This window comes from Streptomyces sp. NPDC043876, from assembly GCF_056435825.1.
On record NZ_JBWKDV010000016.1, the window covers coordinates 89,551 to 107,795 of the forward strand.

16 protein-coding genes and 2 pseudogenes are annotated in these 18,245 nt (G+C 68.6%); 6 read left to right on the forward strand and 12 right to left on the reverse strand.

Features of this window, described 5'->3' with window-relative positions; genetic code table 11:
• The 3 genes from AC0693_RS35320 to AC0693_RS35330 form a co-directional block, all read right to left on the reverse strand.
• Positions 1-1,435 (reverse strand): NB-ARC domain-containing protein (locus tag AC0693_RS35320; protein WP_478804131.1); only part of this gene is annotated, 1,435 nt, incomplete at its 3' end.
• A gap of 125 nt (positions 1,436-1,560) precedes the next feature.
• Complete coding sequence (locus AC0693_RS35325) at positions 1,561-1,875, reverse strand: hypothetical protein (protein ID WP_478804132.1); 315 nt, start codon at positions 1,873-1,875, stop codon at positions 1,561-1,563.
• Positions 1,876-2,582: 707 nt separating this feature from the next.
• Positions 2,583-2,915 carry a helix-turn-helix domain-containing protein gene (locus AC0693_RS35330; protein WP_478804133.1) on the reverse strand — a complete coding sequence of 111 codons (333 nt, stop codon included), beginning with the start codon at positions 2,913-2,915 and terminating at the stop codon, positions 2,583-2,585.
• A gap of 121 nt (positions 2,916-3,036) precedes the next feature.
• Here AC0693_RS35330 and AC0693_RS35335 point away from each other — a divergent pair, with 121 nt between their 5' ends.
• On the forward strand, positions 3,037-3,972 hold the full coding sequence (locus tag AC0693_RS35335) for a hypothetical protein (RefSeq protein ID WP_478804134.1): 936 nt from the start codon (positions 3,037-3,039) through the stop codon (positions 3,970-3,972).
• Positions 3,973-4,978: 1,006 nt separating this feature from the next.
• Here the strand turns inward: AC0693_RS35335 and AC0693_RS35340 are convergent.
• From AC0693_RS35340 to AC0693_RS35360, 5 genes are all read right to left on the reverse strand, one after another.
• Positions 4,979-5,833 (reverse strand): SDR family oxidoreductase, encoded by an 855-nt coding sequence (locus AC0693_RS35340; protein ID WP_478804135.1) that lies wholly within the window; start codon positions 5,831-5,833, stop codon positions 4,979-4,981.
• Between the two features lie 71 nt (positions 5,834-5,904).
• A complete protein-coding gene (locus AC0693_RS35345; RefSeq protein WP_478804136.1) occupies positions 5,905-6,378 on the reverse strand; it encodes an N-acetyltransferase family protein in 474 nt (157 codons plus the stop codon).
• 62 nt (positions 6,379-6,440) lie between these two features.
• The gene (locus AC0693_RS35350) at positions 6,441-7,763 is read right to left on the reverse strand and encodes a UDP-glucose dehydrogenase family protein (RefSeq protein WP_478804137.1); all 1,323 of its coding nucleotides are present in this window, start codon (positions 7,761-7,763) and stop codon (positions 6,441-6,443) included.
• An 86-nt stretch (positions 7,764-7,849) separates the two neighbouring features.
• A complete protein-coding gene (locus tag AC0693_RS35355; protein ID WP_478804138.1) occupies positions 7,850-9,094 on the reverse strand; it encodes an SIR2 family protein in 1,245 nt (414 codons plus the stop codon).
• A 62-nt stretch (positions 9,095-9,156) separates the two neighbouring features.
• Complete coding sequence (locus tag AC0693_RS35360) at positions 9,157-10,455, reverse strand: aminotransferase class III-fold pyridoxal phosphate-dependent enzyme (protein ID WP_478804139.1); 1,299 nt, start codon at positions 10,453-10,455, stop codon at positions 9,157-9,159.
• Positions 10,456-10,661: 206 nt separating this feature from the next.
• Between AC0693_RS35360 and AC0693_RS35365 the strand changes: the two genes are divergently transcribed.
• On the forward strand, positions 10,662-12,038 hold the full coding sequence (locus AC0693_RS35365; RefSeq protein ID WP_478804140.1) for a helix-turn-helix domain-containing protein: 1,377 nt from the start codon (positions 10,662-10,664) through the stop codon (positions 12,036-12,038).
• 3 nt (positions 12,039-12,041) lie between these two features.
• On the opposite strand, the pseudogene AC0693_RS35370 reads toward AC0693_RS35365, so the two are convergent.
• Positions 12,042-12,350: pseudogene (locus AC0693_RS35370) on the reverse strand (transposase); the annotation flags it as partial.
• Here AC0693_RS35370 and AC0693_RS35375 point away from each other — a divergent pair.
• Both AC0693_RS35375 and AC0693_RS35380 read left to right on the forward strand, forming a co-directional pair.
• Positions 12,271-12,891, forward strand: coding sequence for a DegT/DnrJ/EryC1/StrS family aminotransferase (locus tag AC0693_RS35375; protein WP_478804141.1), 621 nt, complete (start codon positions 12,271-12,273; stop codon positions 12,889-12,891). The pseudogene AC0693_RS35370 and the gene AC0693_RS35375 sit on opposite strands and share 80 nt — an antisense overlap.
• A gap of 17 nt (positions 12,892-12,908) precedes the next feature.
• Positions 12,909-13,331 (forward strand): arsenate reductase/protein-tyrosine-phosphatase family protein, encoded by a 423-nt coding sequence (locus AC0693_RS35380; protein ID WP_478804151.1) that lies wholly within the window; start codon positions 12,909-12,911, stop codon positions 13,329-13,331.
• On the opposite strand, the gene AC0693_RS35385 is transcribed toward AC0693_RS35380, so the two are convergent.
• The 3 genes and pseudogenes from AC0693_RS35385 to AC0693_RS35395 form a co-directional block, all read right to left on the reverse strand.
• A complete protein-coding gene (locus AC0693_RS35385) occupies positions 13,332-14,504 on the reverse strand; it encodes a UDP-N-acetylglucosamine--N-acetylmuramyl-(pentapeptide) pyrophosphoryl-undecaprenol N-acetylglucosamine transferase (protein ID WP_478804142.1) in 1,173 nt (390 codons plus the stop codon).
• 128 nt (positions 14,505-14,632) lie between these two features.
• Positions 14,633-15,198, reverse strand: a pseudogene (locus AC0693_RS35390) (winged helix-turn-helix domain-containing protein); the annotation flags it as partial.
• A gap of 93 nt (positions 15,199-15,291) precedes the next feature.
• The gene (locus tag AC0693_RS35395; RefSeq protein ID WP_478804143.1) at positions 15,292-16,770 is read right to left on the reverse strand and encodes a hypothetical protein; all 1,479 of its coding nucleotides are present in this window, start codon (positions 16,768-16,770) and stop codon (positions 15,292-15,294) included.
• 182 nt (positions 16,771-16,952) lie between these two features.
• On the opposite strand from AC0693_RS35395, the gene AC0693_RS35400 reads away from it, so the two are divergent.
• Together AC0693_RS35400 and AC0693_RS35405 are read left to right on the forward strand one after the other, a co-directional pair.
• Positions 16,953-17,126: a hypothetical protein gene (locus AC0693_RS35400; protein WP_478804144.1), complete on the forward strand. Its 174-nt coding sequence runs from the start codon at positions 16,953-16,955 to the stop codon at positions 17,124-17,126.
• Between the two features lie 441 nt (positions 17,127-17,567).
• Complete coding sequence (locus tag AC0693_RS35405; RefSeq protein ID WP_478804145.1) at positions 17,568-18,077, forward strand: BMP family ABC transporter substrate-binding protein; 510 nt, start codon at positions 17,568-17,570, stop codon at positions 18,075-18,077.
• Positions 18,078-18,245: the final 168 nt, after the last annotated feature.

An 18,245-nucleotide genomic window follows, 5' to 3' on the forward strand; every position in this document is an offset into this window, starting at 1 on the left:
CGTCCCCCGCCTCCCCCCGCCACCGGGCGAGATTGTGCCGGGCGGCGAGAGTGCTGGGGTCGTCCGGGCCGAGGCGCGTGTGGGCGGTGTCGGCGAGGCGGCGGAAGTGTGTGATGGCGGCGGTAACCTGGCCTGTCGCACCAAGGCTTCTCCCCGTGCGGTAGAGCACGGCGTGGGCCGTGGGCTGGTAGAGAGCCCTTGAGGCGTTGCGGGTGAGGGCGTCGGTGTTGGTGCGCAGGGCCTGTGCGAGGGCGGTGTCCCGCTCGACGTCGGGCCAGGTGACGGTCAGGGCGTCGGCGGCGGTACGTGCGAGTTGGTCGTACTGGTCGGTGGGCAGGGGTTCGCGGACGGCACGCTGGATCAGCTGGTGCACGCGGACGGCTTGCTGGGGCGCGCCAGGGGTGTGGTCGATCAGGCTCAGGCGGTGCAGTGCCCGCAGCGTGTCGTACGCCTGCTCCGCTGTGACGGACGCCGCCGGGCCGTTGCCCGGTGTGCTGTCGGTGCGGCGTTCGGCGAGGTAGGCCAGCACGGGTGGGCTGGTCAGGACGGGGGCGGGGATGCCATTGGGGTCGAGCATCGCAGCGAGTTCGAGCATGGGGCGGGCCAGGCCAGCCGGCCGGAGTTGGCCGGCGCGGTCGATGGACAGCGACCAGGCCGCGGCCGTGCTGGTGGTCTGGTCGTCGGGCAGGGCGTCGGTCTCGGGAAGCAGATCGGCCAGGCGGCGGGTGTGGTCGGCCAGGCGCCGGCGGTAGGTGGCGCAGTCCAGTTCGGTGTCGATGAGGTAGGCGGCCGCCTGGGCCAGGGCCAGGGGAAGGTGGCCGAGTTCGGCGGCCAGGTGCGCGAGTTGCTGGGCGGGTTCGTGGCGACCGTGTTCGGCGAGGACCGCCCGCAGGTACGAGGCGGCCTCGCCGGGGGTGAACATGCCTACCGGTACCTGGCGTCGGCCGGGGCCGTGCAGGGCGGCGTCGCGGCGGCGGGTGGTGACCACAGTGGCACCGTGCGGGCCGGCCGGCGGCCACAGGCCGGAGAGGTCACCAGGGGCTGAAACGTCGTCCAGGACGATCAGCCAGCGCCGCGGCGTCGCCGTGGCCCGGGGTTCGAGCCAAGCAAGGAATGCCCTTGCGGCCTCTTCGGGGTTCTCCGGCGGCACGGGCAGGACATCTGCAGCGGCCTGCGCGTACCCGGACATGATCGCCGTCCGGGTACTGGCGGTGATCCAGACCAGGAGGTCCGAAGCGCCGGAGTTCCAGGCGCGGCGGGCGTAGTCGGCGGCGAGCTGCGTCTTGCCGACTCCGCCCACACCGGCCAGCACCTGGCCGGTAAGGACCGCGGCGTCCCCGTCAGCCAGGGCCGCACCGACCTCGTCGACCGCGTGGCGGTGCTGGAAGCAGTCGGCGCGGCGCGGGATCACACCGACCTGGTGCGGCCAGGACACCTGGGGGCGTGTGGTGGGGAAGTAGTTGTTCTGCGTGCTGTGGTCGCCGTACTGGCCGGCGACGGGACCGTTGAACGTGTCCCCGCCGCTTCCACGGGTGCGTTCGTGGCCGGCGGCGGGGCCGTTCAGGACCCGGTCCCGAAGTGGTTGTCCTGCCGGCTGTTCGCCCCGCTCTGGAAGGCGGTGGGCCCGTTGAAGACGTTGCCGGAGACGACGCCAGCCCCGCCACCTGTGTGCGCGGACTGTTCTTCGACCAGGGCCCGCAGTCCCTCGGCGAGCCGGGCACGTTCCTGTGGGTCGCTCACGCTCTCCAGCAGCACCTCGAAACGGGTCTGCCAGGACACCTCCTGCCGGATCCGTACCCGGTCCGCCTCGGCCGGCTCCAGCCCGCGCAGGGCGGTAGCGGTCTGGTCCAGGCGCTCCAGCTCCGCCCGCTCCACCGCCGGATCCCCGCGGCCCAGCAGCCGGGCCACCTGGGACCGCAGCCCGAATTACCGCTGACAACAGCTGGGTGGTGAGTTCACCGGTGAACTCACCACCCGTAGACAAACCTCCCCAGCGCAGGTCAGAGCCCAGCTGGTGGAAATCTCGCCAATTTACTGACCTCTTGAGAGTGATCTTTCGAGTCGGCGGAGGCAGATGATCCTGGCCGCCTGTTCCAGCACTCCCTGATGGAGGTCGACTCTGCGCTTGTAGCAGGCTTGCTGCGAGGCCATCCACGTCGCCCCCGGGGATCAGCTGCGTGATGTCGCCGCGGTCCCCGCCGCCGAGCGACACGGCCAGCGGGATGGCGTGCCGGCCCACGACCAGGTGGTGCCTGGAGCTGGGCGCGCTCGTCGGGCAAGGTGCCCTCACACCGGTGACACCGAGTTCCAGGAAGCTTGGGCGCATCCAACTGGCACCATCACGCCGCCTGCGGCGCCGTCTGCAACCGGGCGTTCCCCGGTGGGCCTCTCGGTGACGACTGTCCCGGAAGGAAGCCTCTACGGGGGCGGCATCATCGCGTTCGACGATGAGCGGCGGAGATCCAAGGTACCGGCATCAGTGTCCCCGCCCATGTAGGGCACCAGGGCCGTCGCGGGGAACGGGCAGCAACTTCGAGCCACCAAGGGTCTGGTCCTCACGCAGCCGCCCCCTGGGGTGCTCGTCAGGAGCTATGCGGTGCGTCGGAGGTGGTGAGTTTCTGCAGGCGATGGGCGACTTCCTCGGGTTTGATGTCGTTAAGCCATGCGCCGAGGCCAGCGGCCATGACCAGGGGGTCCGCGCCGAGGAGTTGACCGATGTAGTACATCTCACGCACGGTGTACTTGATCAGCCCGTCCTGGCGCTTGCTGATCTGGCTCTTGGACATGCCCACGCAGTTGCCGAGCTGTTCGTAAGTGAGCCCCGCGCGGAGTCTTCCGTGCTCGACAGCCTCGATGAACCTGAGTTCAAGCTCGGTCACCGCCTCGTTGGGCTGCCGCTTCATCGCCTTGTCCATGGCACACATCCTATCGACCCGGCGTTTCTCCAGGGCATCGAAGGCGGTCCCATCGGGCATTGAGTTGCCAAGAAGCACTCATGGTTGCTTACAGGGAAACCTAGGGAGTATTCTCGGGCTCATGATCGACGGATATGGCGAGGACACGCCCGGTGAGATCAAGCGTGGCAGGGCACCTGCTCACTCATGGCGCTGGTTTCTGATCCGCTCGGCCAAGCACGTTCCCAAAGCCACCAAAGGCCAGCCCCAGTGGAAGGCCCTTGGTGCATCGTTCTTCGCCATCCTTCAGGCCGTAGGCCAGGCGGCGAACCCGGACGGTACTGACGCCTTCCTCGGCACCGACACGCTTATGGCGATCGGCCGATGCAGCAAGGAGACGGTGCAGAAAGTACTCCTCGCTGCGGAAGCCATGCATCTGATCAAGAAGACGGCGAACGCGCGCGGTGGAAGGTATCCGAAGCCCGCAACGTATGCATGCACACTCCCGCTCGGCGCCGACGCCGAGACTGGGACCGGCCTCGACTGGGAACGCGCTCTGGCTGTGTTGTACAGCTCCGAGCACGACCGTCGGCTCCGCCACAAGCGCACCCGGGCCACAGAGCAGCACATGACTCCGCCTGTCGAGAACCCCGGCTGCGCGCAGGCGGCGTCACGTAACGCCTTGTGTGAGCCCACGGACGGGATTCAGGCGGTGTCACATGACAGCCTCACAGAGCGTCACATGACGGATCAGAGTGGGTCACGTGACGCCCCTACCAGGCCACACCAAGCCTTTCACCAAGAGATGGCTGATGTCGTTGTCCGACCTCAGGTGGATACTCCCGCGCCGTCAGAACAGGGCCAGACGCAGGGGTCGTCCGGGTTCTTGGTGCAGGTGCATGCCGCGTCGAAGCACGACAGCCAGGCCCTCGAAGTCGCCGTGAACAACTACGAGCGCCACGCCGCTACCTGCGACCGGTGCCCTCGCGAAATGTGGTGCCCCCAGGGCTCACGCTTGCGGAAGTACCTCACAAGCGAGCAGAACCTCAAACGAACCCGCCATTTCGGTCGAACGTAGACGACGCTGAGGTGAGAGTGCTGCATAGCGCACCCCAGCCCCGCAGGACAGCAGCGGGGCAGGGCCCGGCGCGATCGCCAGTCACCGCGGCCCGGGTGGCTGGGCACGACATCCGGGCCGCCGTCGCCCTCGCGATCGCAGCCTTCGCACCTCGACCATTCGCGGCACCTACCACCTACCACCTGCCGCTCCGGTGGTTGTGGAGCTGGCGATGCGGTTGTCTGCAGCGCGCGGGGGCACTGCCGCAGGTCATGCCGGACGCCCCGGTCCCAGGTGTCGAACTCGTACCCAGGTGCGGACCCTGGCGGCTCGGCGGGGGGAGGCCCGTTGATAGCACGCTCCGTCGTATGCGTTGGGTAGAGGAGGCAACGCTCGGGGCGGTTCCTTCATACGAGAGCGCGGATCACTGAGGGGGAGAGTGGGGAGGAGCGTGAGGGGGATTGCGAGGGGGAGCGCAGAGGGGAGAGTGAGGGGGAGGGCACCTCTGGCAGGATTTTGCATTTCGCCTGGTCAGCGCCAGGAATCGAGGTGGCGGTCAGTCAGACTTATATGCGGCGGAAGGGGATAAGGGGAGGAGTTGAGTCAGAGGTCGGTTGTGTGGGTGCAGGCTGGAAGTATGGGGCTGGGGTTTCGGATTGAGATTCAAAGGGAGAGCGTTGGTGGTCCGGAGGTGTGGGTGGGGCGTGACTTGTTGGTGTGGGGACGTGTGAGTTTTGCGGCCGGGTGTGTGAAGAGGGTTCCAACAGAAGCCGTTTGATCATGTGGCGTTCGGTTCGGATGGTCGCTGGAGTGGCCGTGGAGAAACGTCAGTCGCGGCCGTGGACTGTGTCGGATGAATTGCGTTCGCTCATCGTGCCCCTGCCCTCTGAGCTGGCCCCGAAGCCGGTGGAGTCGCCCTTGGGTGCCGGACCGACCGCAGAACTTTTACCTGGCCGTCTCGTCGGACGGCAAGCGGTTCACCAGCTTCACGGTGCCAGGAGTGAGCCGCGGCCAGGCCAGCCGCATCTCAGGGGGCTGCAGGGGCGGCCGTTTCGTCGTCAGTGCGATGCAGGAACTGCCGTGCCCCGCGCAGTGTGGTGCGCAGGCCCCGCTGGGTCGTGCGGCTGTCGAGGCGTACGTCGAGGGCGCCGGGAAGCGTGCTGTCGACCCGAAGGCCCGTGGGGAGGCGGGAGGCGTCGAGTCCGTCCCGTTGGGCAATGAGGATGCCCAGCTCCTGACGGCTTACGGCGTCGCGGCCGGCGAGGTGGTGGACGCCGGTCGCGTCGGTGGCCGACAGTTCCAGGAGAGCGGCGGCCAAGTCCGTGACGTGCACGGGACAGCGGATGTCATCGGTGAACAGCACGCCGTCGCGTGTGCCGGCGGCGAGTTCGTGCACGGCCTTCTCGTGGACCGACCGCCCGTGGCCGATGATCAGCGAGGTCCGGGCAACAGCGGCTTTCGGGTGCACGACGAGGATGCCGGTCTCGGCCGCGGCTTTGGCCGCGCCGTAGGGGGTGAGGGGATCGGGGAGGCTGGACTCGTCGTAGTGGACGTGCGCGCCGGAGAACACCGCGTCACTGGACACGTGGATCATGCGGGTTCCGTACCTCGCCGCTGCCATCGCGAGGTGGATGGGGCCCGCTGCCGTGGTGGCCCAGTCGGCTGCTCCGCTCGACGCGTTGATGACGAGCTGCGGGCGCATCTCGGACATGACGGAGTCCAGGCATTCCGTATCCCGCAGATCGAGATGGCGCCAGGTAGTGGGGGAGGCGGCGCCGGGCTTGGTCGCGTACGTCGCGACGGTGGTGTGCCCTGCCGCTGTCGCTTGCCGGACCAGCTCGGTCCCGAGGAAGCCGCTGCCACCGACGATCAGAACTGTCATGGCCCCACCGTAGACCGGCCCCACAACGATGAGGGCGCTCGCCCCGGAGTCCGGGGTGAGCGCCCTCATCGTCAGCGTGCCGCTGCCGGTGGAGGCTGCCAGAGGTAGCGGACGTCGGGCTCGCGCTCCTCGTTGCGCAGCCCGTCCGTTCGCTCTACGGCGATGAAGCCGTGGCGCTCGTAGAACCGGTGCGCCGGTTCGTTGACCTGGAAGGTCCACAGCGCCAGCCCTCTTGGTCGTCGCTCCTTGGCCAGGGACATGAACCGGTCGCCGAGGCCCCGTCCCCGCCACGCGGGGTCTAGGTAGAGCTGTTTCAGCTCTCCGCCGTTGATCACCATGACCCCCACCACTTCGCTTCCGGTGACCGCGACCCAGGTCTCGTACTGCGGCACGAGGACACGGGCGAACCAGTCGCGTACGTCGGCTTCGTCGTGGGGGCAGTGCACGGTGGGCAGCGCGGAGGCGAAGGAACGCAGCCACACGTCGGCCGCGAGACGTGCATCAGAGTCGCCGGCGCGACGGAGCAGAACGTCGTCACTGATCATGGCGGGGCGCCTTCCAGGGCTTGGGGAAATGGGTGCGGGACTGCTCCGTGGGGGGAGCGGCTCTACTTCCCGGGGCGTCCGAGCTGGTGGACGGCCCAACCTGCCGCGCGCCACGGTTCCGGGTCGAGGGTGGTACGGCAGTCGACGAGCAGCGCGTCGGCGGGGAGATCTACGAGGGCGTGGGGGTCGGCCTTGCGGTATTCCGGCCATTCAGTGGCCAGGACGACCAGGTCGGCTCCTTCGATGGATGCGGCGAGGTCATCGGTGTAGTCCAGCTCCGGGTTGCGCGTCAGCGCCGAGGCCACGGCCTGCGGGTCGTGAACAGTAACGGTGGCGCCGGCCTGCTGGAGGGCATGGGCCAGCGCAAGGGCGGGGCTTTCGCGGACGTCGTTGGTGCCGGGCTTGAACGCGGCGCCCCACACGGTGATGTTCGCGTTCTTGATCGGGTGGGCACACAGGGCCTCGCGGATGAGGTCCATGGCGACGTCGGTGCGGCTCTCGTTGATCTCCTCCGCTGCGCGCAGGAGGGTGGCGGCCTGTTCGGCGCCGAGCTGGCGTGCCGAAGCGGTGAAGGCGCGGACGTCCTTGGGGAGGCAGCCGCCCCCGTAGCCGATGCCCGGCTGCATTCCGCCGCTCCCGATCCGGGGGTCGATGCCGAGGATGTCCACGATCTGTGAGACGTCGCCGCCTGCGGCCTGGCACATGTCGGCGACGGCGTTGATGTAGCTGATCTTCAGGCCGAGGAAGGTGTTCGCGGCGCCCTTGGCCAGTTCGGCGGTCTGCGGGTCGGTGACGAAGAGGGGCACGCCCGTGTCCAGGATGGGCGCGTAGACGGTACGGATCGCCTTCTCCGCCTCGACGGTGGTCAGGCCGGCGATGATGCGGTCCGGGCGCAGGGTGTCCTCGACGGCGTGGCCCTCGCGGAGGAACTCCGGGTTCCACACCACATCGACGCGCTCGCCGGCCGGGGCCAGGCGCTGCGTGAGGGCCGTGACCTGGACGGTCGTGCCGACGGTGACCGTGGATTTCCCGACGATCGTGCACGGCCGGTCGAGGTGTGGGGCGAGCTGGCGGATGGTGCCGAAGACCTGTGCGGTGTCGTAGGAGCGGCCGTCCGCGTCGATCGGGGTGCCGACGCCGATGAAGTGCATCTCGGCGAAGGCCGCGGCTTCGCGGATGTCGGTGGTGAAGCGCAGGCGTCCGCTCGTGGTGTGGGAGGCGAGCAGCTCGGGGAGGCCGGTCTCGTAGATGGGGCACTGGCCGGAGTTGAGGCTGTCGACCTTGGCCTGGTCGATGTCGACGCCGATTACTTCGTGGCCCAGTTCGGCCATCGCTGCCGCGTGCGGGATGCCGAGGTGGCCGCAGCCGATCACTGAAATGCGCATTCCTTGACTCTCATCCTGGGAGGGGCACCGTGTGGCGGGGCCGGGGAACGAGCCCAGAGGCTAGCGCCGTTCCCCGACCCCGGATTTCACGCGCTGGTCGCGTTGATGTTCAGTAGCCGCTCCAGCTCGCTGATCGCGACGGTGGCCGTCTGCCGTACGACCACGTCACCGGTCTGCGGGGCCTCCAGCGGGTAGTCGAACCAGGTGCCATCCGGACGGGGGAATCCCTCAGGGTCGACGAGGAACACCTTGAGCCCGGCCGCGCGGGCTCGCTTGGCCACCCACCGCCGGTCGGCGTGCAGCCCGATCACGACCAGCGCCTTCGCGTCGGGATGGAAGGTGACCGGCGGGATCCGCTGGTCGTAGCGGCGCATGAACTCCTCCTGGAACCCGGCGCGGGCGCCGAGCGCGTCGAAGTTGTTCGTGATGAACGGGCCGACCAGGTGCCCGGCCTCCTCCATCCGCTTGAGCGCGCGCAGGGCCGGGGTGACCTCCGCGTTGAAGCACGCCCGGTACATGTCCGACAGCTCACCGACCTTGTTCTCCGTGTCGAGGAACATCTCCGCGAGCAGTGGGTCCCGCCCCGGAGCGAGGACGAACGTGAAGCCCTTGCGCAGCTGCTCGTCCTCGATCTCGTTCACGTGGTACATCTCGTGGAGGCGGTGCAGCGGCGGGATCCCCGCCTCGTAGGAGACGCCGCAGCCGACCTCGACCTGGAACGGCAGGAAGTCGGTGAGCTGCGCCAGGTCGTCGGCGTAGACCGGCTTCCCGGAGATGTCCTTGACCCGGACCCCGTGGATCAGGACCTCCCACGGCCGGCGCCTGACCGCCCGTGGAGGGAAGCAGTTGACGGAGGTGAAGACGGTGTCGATGACCTCGTAGTCCGCCGGGAGCCGGCGGCCCGCCCGCAGGTCCTCTGGGTGCTCTTCGACGCGGATCAGGTGGACGCGCAGGTCACCCAGCTCGAACCGGCCCGCCCCGACCTGCTTCCAGCCGCCCTCGGCCAACATCGCGTGGTTCTGCTCCCACGCCTCCACGATTTCAGCCCGGGGGGCCGCTACCGAGTGGTACAGGTACATCTGCGTCATCGCGAGCGACGGCGCCGCGGTGGTGTCCACCAGCCCGTACTGGTGCTGGTAGTGGACGATGCGGCGGCGCGCGTCGCCCTGGCCCCTCCACCCGGAGTGGGAGGCGGTCTCCTCCTGCTGGGTACGCCGCCAGATGCCCTCCTCCTCGAAGCGGGGCCGGTCGGCACTCACCCCGTAGAAGTCGTGCCACTTGCGGAGCTGGGCCTCGTCGAGCTGGTCGATGACCGTGACGGGAAACTGCATGACGTGTCCTCGGTTTCTGCATCGAGACGGTCCGCCCCCGGGCGGGGGGGCGGCGGGGCGGGTCAGCTCAGGGCGCCGACCGCGTCGGTCAACGCGGAGATCAGGAAGTCGATGTCCTCGTCGCTGCAGTTCAGCGGGGGCGCGACGACCAGCCCCTCGCTGCGCGGATCACCGGCACCGGTGAACGGGTAGAAGAAGACGCCGCGCCGCTCGCACTCCTCCATCAGCGGCCAGAGCAGGCCAGGCGCGACCTCCACCCCGTACAAATGGCCGATGCCACGGACCTCCCGCACCGATGTCCGGCCGGTCAGGGACCGCAGAAGCGTGCCCAGACGCTTTCCACGCACGGTGAAGGACCCGAAGTCCATGGCCTCCAGCTCGTCCAGGACCCCCAGGCAGGCCGCTGCCTGGAGCGGATGGGAGGCCATGGTGCCCATCGCGGGCAGAGGGTCCGCGCCCTTGCGCCGCAGCAGCGGCGCGATCTCCGGCGACACGAGCACAGCACCCACACCGGTGTAACCGGCGCCCAAGCCCTTGGAGAGGACGACCAGGTCGGGCTCACATCCGTCCCAGTGATGGCTCGCCAGGGGCGTGCCGGTGCGCCACAACCCGGTCAGGACCTCGTCATGAATGACCAGGACGTGCCGCTCCCGGCAAACCTCCGACACCCTCCGCAGGTAGCCGGCCGGGGGAACGAAGGCGCCGCCGGTAGTCCCGTTGACAGGCTCGATCAGGACCGCGGCGACATTCTCCGCGCCCCTGCTGTCGATCGCCCGCGCCACCTCCTCAGCGCACGAAACGCCGCACCCGTGCCCGTCATGAGCGTGGCCGTGCGTCGGAGGGTAGGCCGCCGGGAAGGCCGGGCCAAGGCCGTGGCGGTCTTCCGGGCGAGGGTTGCGGATTTGGTTGCCCGCGATCCCGAGGGTGAACATGCTGTTGCCGTGGTACGACAGATTGGACGTCAGGATGTCCCCGCGCCGCTTCCCATCGCGAACCCGCACGATGTTCCGTGCCAGGCCCACCGCGACCTCCACGCCGAGGGTCCCGCACGTGGTCAGCGCGACGGAGTCCTCCGGCCGGCCCACCGCGCGGCACAAGCGGTCCATCAGTTCCATCTGAATGTGCGGCTGGACGACCGCAGAACCACCGAACGAGTAGCGGGAGAACTGCTTCTCGATGCGGGCGAAAACCACGGGGCTACCCTGCCCGACGTTCGCACAGAGGAGGCCGCTCGATCCGTCGAGGATCCGGCGGCCATCGGCACGGTACAGCCAGGGCCCCTTCGAGCCCACGGCTTCGAAGTCCGGCAGCGGCCTAGACGATGTCAGCAGCCGGTCTCGCTGCGTCACGTACTGATCCACGGAGAGTCCCTTCTGGGAGTGCTCACGGAGTTGGGGAGTGCGCGGCGTCGGTGAACCGCGGCAACTCCAAGACCACCGCACCAGAACGCGGTACAACAGTCAGTAGCCATCGGGATGCAAGGAGTTTGCATCTCGTGCAAGTACGGACGGCCGCGTCCGCCCTCTCCGCGGGGGGCGCGCAGCCTCGGCTACACCGGGACGGGGATATGGATGCAGTTCGAAAGCCGCAGGCGACGCCCGCAGCGCCAACGCCGGGGGAGGTAGTCAGAGCAACACGCAGAACCCGGGGCATGACCCTGGAAAAGCTGGGATCGCTAACCGGCTACTCGGCCGCCCAGGTATCCCGCCTGGAGCGCGGAAAGTCGAACATGACCAACCTCTCCGTGCTCCAGAGATTCGCCCAGGCGCTCGACATCCCGCCCCAAGCACTCGGCCTCGCCCCGACTCAGCCCTCCCATCCAGAGCTGAGTCCGCAAACCGGGCCGTATCCCGGCCTGCCCGCCCCTACGCTGGGAACCCCACGGCTCGACGACGGAGAGGACCCGGTGCGCACACGAAGGCAACTGCTCGCGAACCTGGCAGTCACCGCGGCGGCCGCCATGGGAGCCCCCCTCGCCGGCACCACCGGGGCCGGGACCGAAGAGGCACAACTCGGCGAAACCCTCGTCGCAGGACTACGCGACGCGATGCTCGGACTCGGCACCGTTGCCGCCGACACGCCCCCGGACCGCCTCTCGGCGGAACTACACCGTGCCACGGCGGATTTCAACGACTGCGCCTACGCCAGCCTCGCCCTACGGCTCCCACGCCTGATCTGTGCCGGGCACCAGGCCACCAACGACAACTTCCCCCTGCTGGCACAGGCCTACCTCCTGGCGACCCGCATCCTCATCAAGCTCGACGAGCCGCAACTCGGCTGGATGGCCGCCGATCGCGCCCGGCAGTTCGCCACCGCCGGCGGCGCGCCCGTCGCGGTCGCCGAGGCGGCCCGCCAGCAGGCCGTCCTCGCCCGCAAGGCAGGATGGCACGACCAGGCCCTGGCCCTCGCCCTGAACGCTGCCAATGACCCTTCTCTGCGGGAATTCGGAAACGCAGGGGCCGCTCAGCGAGGCCTGCTCGTCCAGTGCGCCGCCTACACCGTCGCCCACCAACGCGATCAGGCCGGCATGCGTGAGCTGACCAGCCAGGCCACCGCCATCGCCAAGAGCCTCGGCGCCGTCACCCACCTCCGGGACACCAACGGCGGCTTCAGCTGGGCCACCGTCCAGTTGCACCTTATCTCGGCGGAAAACACCGCCGGAGATCCCTCGGCCGCCATCGCAGCCGCCGACGCTCTCGCCCCCCAAGCTCTCCCCACCACGGAACGCCGCGCGCTCTACTTCACCGACCGCGCGAAGGCCTTCGCCCAATGGGGCCGCCGAGACGAATGCATCCGCGCACTCCTCCAGGCCGAGTACTGGGCCCCGCAGGAGACCCACGCCCGCCCCGCGGTGAAATCCCTCGTCTCCGGGCTACTGCTCTCCGGGCGCACCACACCCGAGCTACGAGGTATCGCCGCCCGTACCGGAGTCCTGCACAGCTAGGCCGTTACAGGACTTGCAGAGCTTGCGGTCGAAGACCGGCGGCCTGCCGCCGGCCGACCCCCGGCGGACACGGTTTGCCTTCTGGTCGACCCGTTCCGGGATGACCGCTCGGATGCCCCGGCTTCGCAGCCCTTGCCGGATCGCCCGCGACGAATACGCTTTGTCCGCGATGACCGCGTCGGGTCGACGACACGGTCTCCCGGCGCCCGCCCTGGGCACCCTCAGTTCGTCCATGACGGTGTCGGAGACGGTGGAGTCGTTGACGTTGCCCGGCGTGACGACGACGGCCAGGGGCAGGCTCCGGCCGTCGCACATCGACCCCGCCACGCTGTGCGTCAGCGACCAGCTCGTCATGGACGCCGTCACGGACAAGACCGCCGCCGTCATGCCGGTCCTGTTCGGCGGCCGGCCCGTCAACCTCTCCGCCATCCAGGAAGACCTCGACGAACGCGACATCGTCGTCATCGAAGACGCGGCGCACCCGTTCGGCTCCCGACACGGCACCCGCCGCGTCGGGGCGAGCATCCACCGCGATGCCCTCGCACCGCTGGACGGCGTGACGCTCATCGACGTCGACGTGGAGCACGCCGTCCCGCACCTGTGCCAGGTCCGGATCCCCCACCGCGACGAGGTGTTCCCCACCCTCCGAGGCCAGGACATCGGGGTCGGCGTCCACTACCCGCCCAACCACACCCAACCCGCGTTCGCCGCCTGGCACCGCCCCCTGCCGGCCACCGAGCAAGTCGGCGGGGAGATCCTCAGCCCGCCCTTCCACCAGCACCTCACCGAGACGGACATCAACCTCGTGGTGAACGCGCTCGAACAGTCCCTCAAGCCCGCTGGAGGAGAGTGACGGGCAAGCTCCTGACCGTGTGCCTGGGGAATTACTGCCGAAGCCCGTTCGCCCAGGTGGCGCTCACCCGCAGAGGCGGTACGGCGGTAACGGTCCGCTCCGCCGGGCTGATCGGAAAATGGCAGGACCAGCCCGCAAACCCGTCCATGATCAACGCAGCCCGGAGGTTCGGACTCGACCTCACCCACCACCGCGGACGCCAGATCACCCTGGAGGACCTGGAGTGGGCGGACGACGTCCTCGCGATGGACGCCGCCGTCCTCGACACACTCCGCGCGATCGACGACGGCCACAACGCCCACAAGCTCCGCCTCTACCTCCCCGGCGGCGACGTCCCCGACCCGATCGGCCAGAACGAAAACACGTTCAACGACTGCGCCGTGGTAATCGAGGCGGCAACAGCCCTGCACACCGGGCGCCGACACTTGCAGTCCGGCTGATCAGCCCGATGCGGCGGACAGCACCACGTCCGCGAGCCTGTCCGCCGCATCCGGTCGCCCGCACGTCCGGGCCCGCTCCGCCATCGCCGCCCGCAGGGCGGGGTCGGTCAGGAGCGGGCCGACCGCGCTCTGTAGAGCAGGTCCGGTGACCTCACCGAGAAGAGCGAGTGCCGCCCCGGCGTGGGCCAGGTGCTGGGCGTTGTGGGCCTGCTCGTTCCCGGCGGAGGTGGCGAGCGGGATGAACACCGCGGGCTTGCCGAGCGCGGTCAGCTCCGCCAGCGTCCCGGCCCCGCTCCGCGACACCACGACATCGGCCAACGCCATCACGTCCGGCAACTCCGACCCGAGGAACCCCGTCAGGTGATAGCGGCCGGCCAGGACCGGGTCCAGCCCGGCGGCAGCCGACCGCAAGTCGGCCAGGTTCGCCGGACCGCACTGGTGGATCACGTTCGCGTGCGACAAGAGCCAGGGCAGTACTTCACGAACAACACCGTTGATCTGCTGGGCACCCTGCGCGCCGCCGGTGACGTAGACCGTCGGCAGACGCCGGTCGAACCCGTACAGGGCCAGCGCCTCGACCGCCTTGTCCGGGTGGCCGCCCAGTACTTCCGGCCGCACCGGGTTCCCGGTGACGACCGCACGCTCGCGCACATCGGCGGGAAGCAGTGCCAACGAGGACTTCGAGGACAATGCGATCCGTGTTGCCGAACTCGCCAGCTTCCGGTTGGCCAGTCCGAGGCGGACGGTCTGCTCGTGCAGGACGAGCGGCACTCGGCACAGCCGCGCGGCCAGTCCGGCCGGGACCGCGACGTATCCGCCCGTCGCCAGGACCACGTCCGGTTGGAAGTCGGCCACGATCGACCGGGCCTGAGCCACGCCGAGCGGGACTCGCGCCATGTCCTTCACGTTCGCGGCGGACAGCATCTTGAGCGGGTTCGACGAACGTCGGATCTTCCCCGTGGCCACCGTCCTGAACGCGATGCCCTCCGCCGGGGCGACACGCGCTTCGAGACCGTCCGCCGTCCCGATCCACAGGACATCCAGCGTGCCGCCCGCAGCCGCGAGGCGGTCTTGCAGGATACGGATCGCCGTCAGGGCGGGGTACGTGTGACCGCCGGTTCCTCCGCCCGTCACGAGCAGCCGGAAGGGACGCAAGATTGAGGAATTGTTCACCCGGCAACCCTACTGGGCCCACAAGCACGAGGGGTGGCTCACCTTGGTGCGTCTCGGCGCACCCCAGGTGACCTTCCCGCCGCGCGCCGGTTGAGTTGGCATGCGAAGCCCCACCTGGCCGCCGGACTGCCCCAGGTGTGGGCACGCGGCGGAGTCATCGAGAAGTCGGCTTCGTCCTCGAAGACGATCCAGGCCGCGGACGCCGCCGCGAGGCTTTTACCCGTGGCCACACCTCCTTCTTCCACAGTTCGACCGCGTGCTCGTCACGTTCGAGGGCTCTGCGGGCGGGTGCCTGCCATGACCAGCCGTGCCGTTTCAGCAGCCGCCACACCGTCGCCACCGACAGGCTCACCCGCAGCCGGCGGCGGATCGCCGTCTGAACGCGGACCAAAGTCCAGCGTTCATCCTCGAAGCCGTGCGCCGAGGGGCCCTTGCCGAGTTCCTCCTCGAGTACGGCGAACTGGGCGCGGGTGACGGTCGGGGAGTTCGCCGGGCCCCTCGAGCGCAGGGCCTCCATGCCGCCTTCGCGCCAGGCATGGCGCCAGCGTTCCACCGAGCGCACACTCACCCGCAGATCCTTCGCGATCACCGCGGTCTTCTCACCCGCCGCGAACCGCACGCCGGCCTGAAGCCGGATCCCCTCACGAAACGCCCGACGCTCAGCGGTCAGGCCCCCACCCTCTGGATACCTCACCTCACCGGCATACCGCAGGGATCACGAACCGTCACTACTCGACGACAACCCGAAATCCTCAGTAGGTATTGAGCATTGCTCCGGTGGTCCCAGTCAGCTGGCGCTCGATGAGCCCGACAGCAGCTCCCTGAGCCTTTCGGCCACGAAGTGCCGTCCCGGGTCGATGCCGTCGCGAAGTTGTTCCTGGACCCCGAGAGCGGTGCGGGGGTCGGTGCACACGGTCTCCAGGAACGTATCGAGCACGGTCTCGTCCGAGCATGTTTCCCAGAGCCAGCGGTGCAACCAGGGAAGGACGGTAGCCATCTCGTGCGCGCCGAGTACCTGGCAGGCCACCTGCATAATCGACGTCTGGGCCGCCGGGGATTGGTGCGAGCGGCAGAGATAGCGCCAGAACTCAGGTGCCACCGACACTGGATGTGCGGACGGATCCCGTTCGGGGTCGAAGTAGACCTTTGCAACAGCCTCCAGGTACGGGTGCTCGTCGTGAGCGAGCGCCAAGAGCATGGCTGCAGCGTCGGCTGGGCGTGCATCAGCGTGTAGTGCTTCGGCAGCCATGCGGACGATACCGGGCGCGGCCTCCTCTACGGCCGGCTCAAAGATCGCCAGACGCTCCCGGAGGGGCCGGTCGCCGCTCATCCACCCGGCCAGCCAGTAGGAGTCGCACAAGCCCGTCCACCGTACCGACCTGTCGGCGATCCAGGCGTGCCGCTGGGCGAGCAGTTCCGGCAGCGGCCGCCGGCGTCCCAGCGCGGTCAGCATGTGCTCGATCCACTGGCGGGGGTGGCCAGAAACGGCGTCGACGAGCAGGGCTGTGCCGATTTCGCTGACCTCCGCCCCGCTCCGGCATCGCATGAAGTCATCCAGGAATGTCTGGCCGGCCGTATATGCCTCGGGGCTGGTATGCGGTGGGGTGCAGAGCCAAACCAGGAGGCGCAGAGCAGCCAGAGGGCGGAGGGTGATTGCCGACGACGTCAGGATGTCGCCACACCGGTCGGACGCGTCTGCCTCCCAGCGGCGACGCACCGCGTCCTCGATCTCCTGACAGGAGCGCGGGAAGGTGAGCACCGCGTCCAGCTGCTGGTTCAGCTTGCGGACCGCTGTGTGGCTGACGTCGAGCTTCTGCTGGAACCGGGTGCGGTCTGCACGTAACTGCCTTCTCTCCGTCGTTAATTGCTCCACCTGCTTCTTGGCCGCAGCGAGGTCTGTGGCACAGGCATCCAGCTGACTCTGGAGTTCCTCGCTCCTGCGCTGGATCTCGGCGTGGTCGCGACGCCGTGTCTCCTCCTCGTACCGGCGTTCCGGGTGACGTTGGGCCACGAGGGCCAGCAGGAGCTGGTCGGCCCGCTTCTGGATCTGCTGCTCCACAGGTCCCCCAGGGCCGCGATCTGCGGCGTCGATCAGTTGGTACAGAAAGGCGGTCTGTGGAACCTGGTGAAGGTTCATGAGCCTGGAGAGCTGAGTGGGGTTGAGACCACAGCGTCGTGCATAACTCTGCTGCGGCAGTCCGGTGTCTCTGAGGAGAGATTTGAGCAGAGCCTTCAGCTCGGGTGTCGGGTCGGCGTCAGCAGTCATGCGGGCATTGTGCATGACGAGTTGCCAGTAGGTGGCAACTCTTGCGTACTAGCGACACCCCTGGGCCCGGCCCGAGCATCGGCCAAGAAGAGCTCCGCCGTGAAGGAAGCTGGCGAAGCCCTGACCAGTTGGGACGCACCGCACTGCGGCGGCGCCCCGGCCTGCCAACGAAGTGAGGATCCATGAACTCCAGCAATACGAAGCGTGAAGAAGCGGTCCCCTACCTTGAATTGCGGGTCGGAGACCTTTACCTGGTGTTGCGCCGTCGCCCGGCCCGCGTACTGGCCCTACTGTCCCTGGTGCTGCTCACCGGCGGCGGCTGGGCGCTGAGCCGCGGCTTCGTTCTGCGTCTGTGAGCGGGACTCATGTCACTGCACCACAGGCGGCCAGGGTCGTGCAGGACGAGGCCGGCGCCCGCGTCGGGCAGATGCTCGGGCGGGGTGCAGCCCCACGCGGCTCCGATCGTGGCCACCTCGGGCGTCCGTCCGGCCAGAACGTCGGCACGTTCGTCGCCGACGAGGACTGGATCGCCCGGACCAGGACACAACGGATCCACTGCGCGATCGGTCGGCCTCACGCTCTTAACACCTGGTGCGGCGTGTGGACACCATCGGCGTTGAACGGGCACACGCTAACGCAGGGTGCCGCTGCGTCCGCAAGGACCAGGGGGCCTGTCGAGTGACGCGTGCTGCGCGGTTGTGCTGTGCCACCCCGTGACTCGAGTGGGCGGAAGTGCGCATATGCTCTCGCGGTCTGTGGCGGGCGATGTGCCGTGCCACCTGGGGAGGGGCTCGGTCATGAAGCATCGTCGGACGTTGTTGTTTGCGGGAGCGGGGGTCGCCCTGGCCGCTGTGGTGACTGTCGGTCTTGTGCTGAGTGGGAGCGATGAGACACCGCCGGCACCTCGAGCGCGTCAGTACAGCGACTTCAGCGCCTGCCTGTTGTCGGATGCGCAGGGGGTGTCCGGATCGCAGGCCGCACCGATCTGGGAGGGCATGGAAGCCGCTTCTCTCCAGACGCACGCGAAGGTGAGTGCGCTGCCTGTGTTCGGGCCGGCGACCGTGGGCAACGCAGTCCCCTACGTGAACACGCTGGTTCAGCGGCACTGTGACGTGGTGGTGGCGGTGGGCGACGCTCAGACGGCCGCAGCGGCCCAGGTGGCTGTGCAGGCCAAGAAGGTGCGCTTCGTGGTGGTGGGCAGCGGGACGCCGACGGGCAACGTCACGGTGGTGGCGGAGTCGCCGGATGCCGGGGCTGAGGTATCGCGGCTGGTCAGGACCGCTGTTGACCAGGGATCACGCAGGTAACGAATTGGCGCCACCTTCACCATCGTTCTCACAAGATCTTCACAGCCTTACGCAAATCTTATCTTCAGCTCTGGCGCCTTGAAGGGCGCACCAGGGAAGGTCTGTTGGTTCACCTAAAGATCTTTCTCTGGAGTTTTCGTGCGTCCACGCCGTTTCCGCGGCTCCACC

Bases quoted from the DNA above. Each gene is read 5' to 3' on its own strand.
- AC0693_RS35345 (WP_478804136.1), bottom strand. From the start codon at position 6,378: ATGATCAGTGACGACGTTCTGCTCCGTCGCGCCGGCGACTCTGATGCA.
- AC0693_RS35355 (WP_478804138.1), bottom strand. From the start codon at position 9,094: ATGCAGTTTCCCGTCACGGTCATCGACCAGCTCGACGAGGCCCAGCTC.
- AC0693_RS35335 (WP_478804134.1), top strand. From the start codon at position 3,037: ATGATCGACGGATATGGCGAGGACACGCCCGGTGAGATCAAGCGTGGC.
- AC0693_RS35330 (WP_478804133.1), bottom strand. From the start codon at position 2,915: ATGGACAAGGCGATGAAGCGGCAGCCCAACGAGGCGGTGACCGAGCTT.
- AC0693_RS35395 (WP_478804143.1), bottom strand. From the start codon at position 16,770: ATGACTGCTGACGCCGACCCGACACCCGAGCTGAAGGCTCTGCTCAAA.
- AC0693_RS35375 (WP_478804141.1), top strand. From the start codon at position 12,271: ATGACGGTGTCGGAGACGGTGGAGTCGTTGACGTTGCCCGGCGTGACG.
- AC0693_RS35365 (WP_478804140.1), top strand. From the start codon at position 10,662: ATGGATGCAGTTCGAAAGCCGCAGGCGACGCCCGCAGCGCCAACGCCG.
- AC0693_RS35340 (WP_478804135.1), bottom strand. From the start codon at position 5,833: ATGACAGTTCTGATCGTCGGTGGCAGCGGCTTCCTCGGGACCGAGCTG.
- AC0693_RS35350 (WP_478804137.1), bottom strand. From the start codon at position 7,763: ATGCGCATTTCAGTGATCGGCTGCGGCCACCTCGGCATCCCGCACGCG.
- AC0693_RS35400 (WP_478804144.1), top strand. From the start codon at position 16,953: ATGAACTCCAGCAATACGAAGCGTGAAGAAGCGGTCCCCTACCTTGAA.
- AC0693_RS35405 (WP_478804145.1), top strand. From the start codon at position 17,568: ATGAAGCATCGTCGGACGTTGTTGTTTGCGGGAGCGGGGGTCGCCCTG.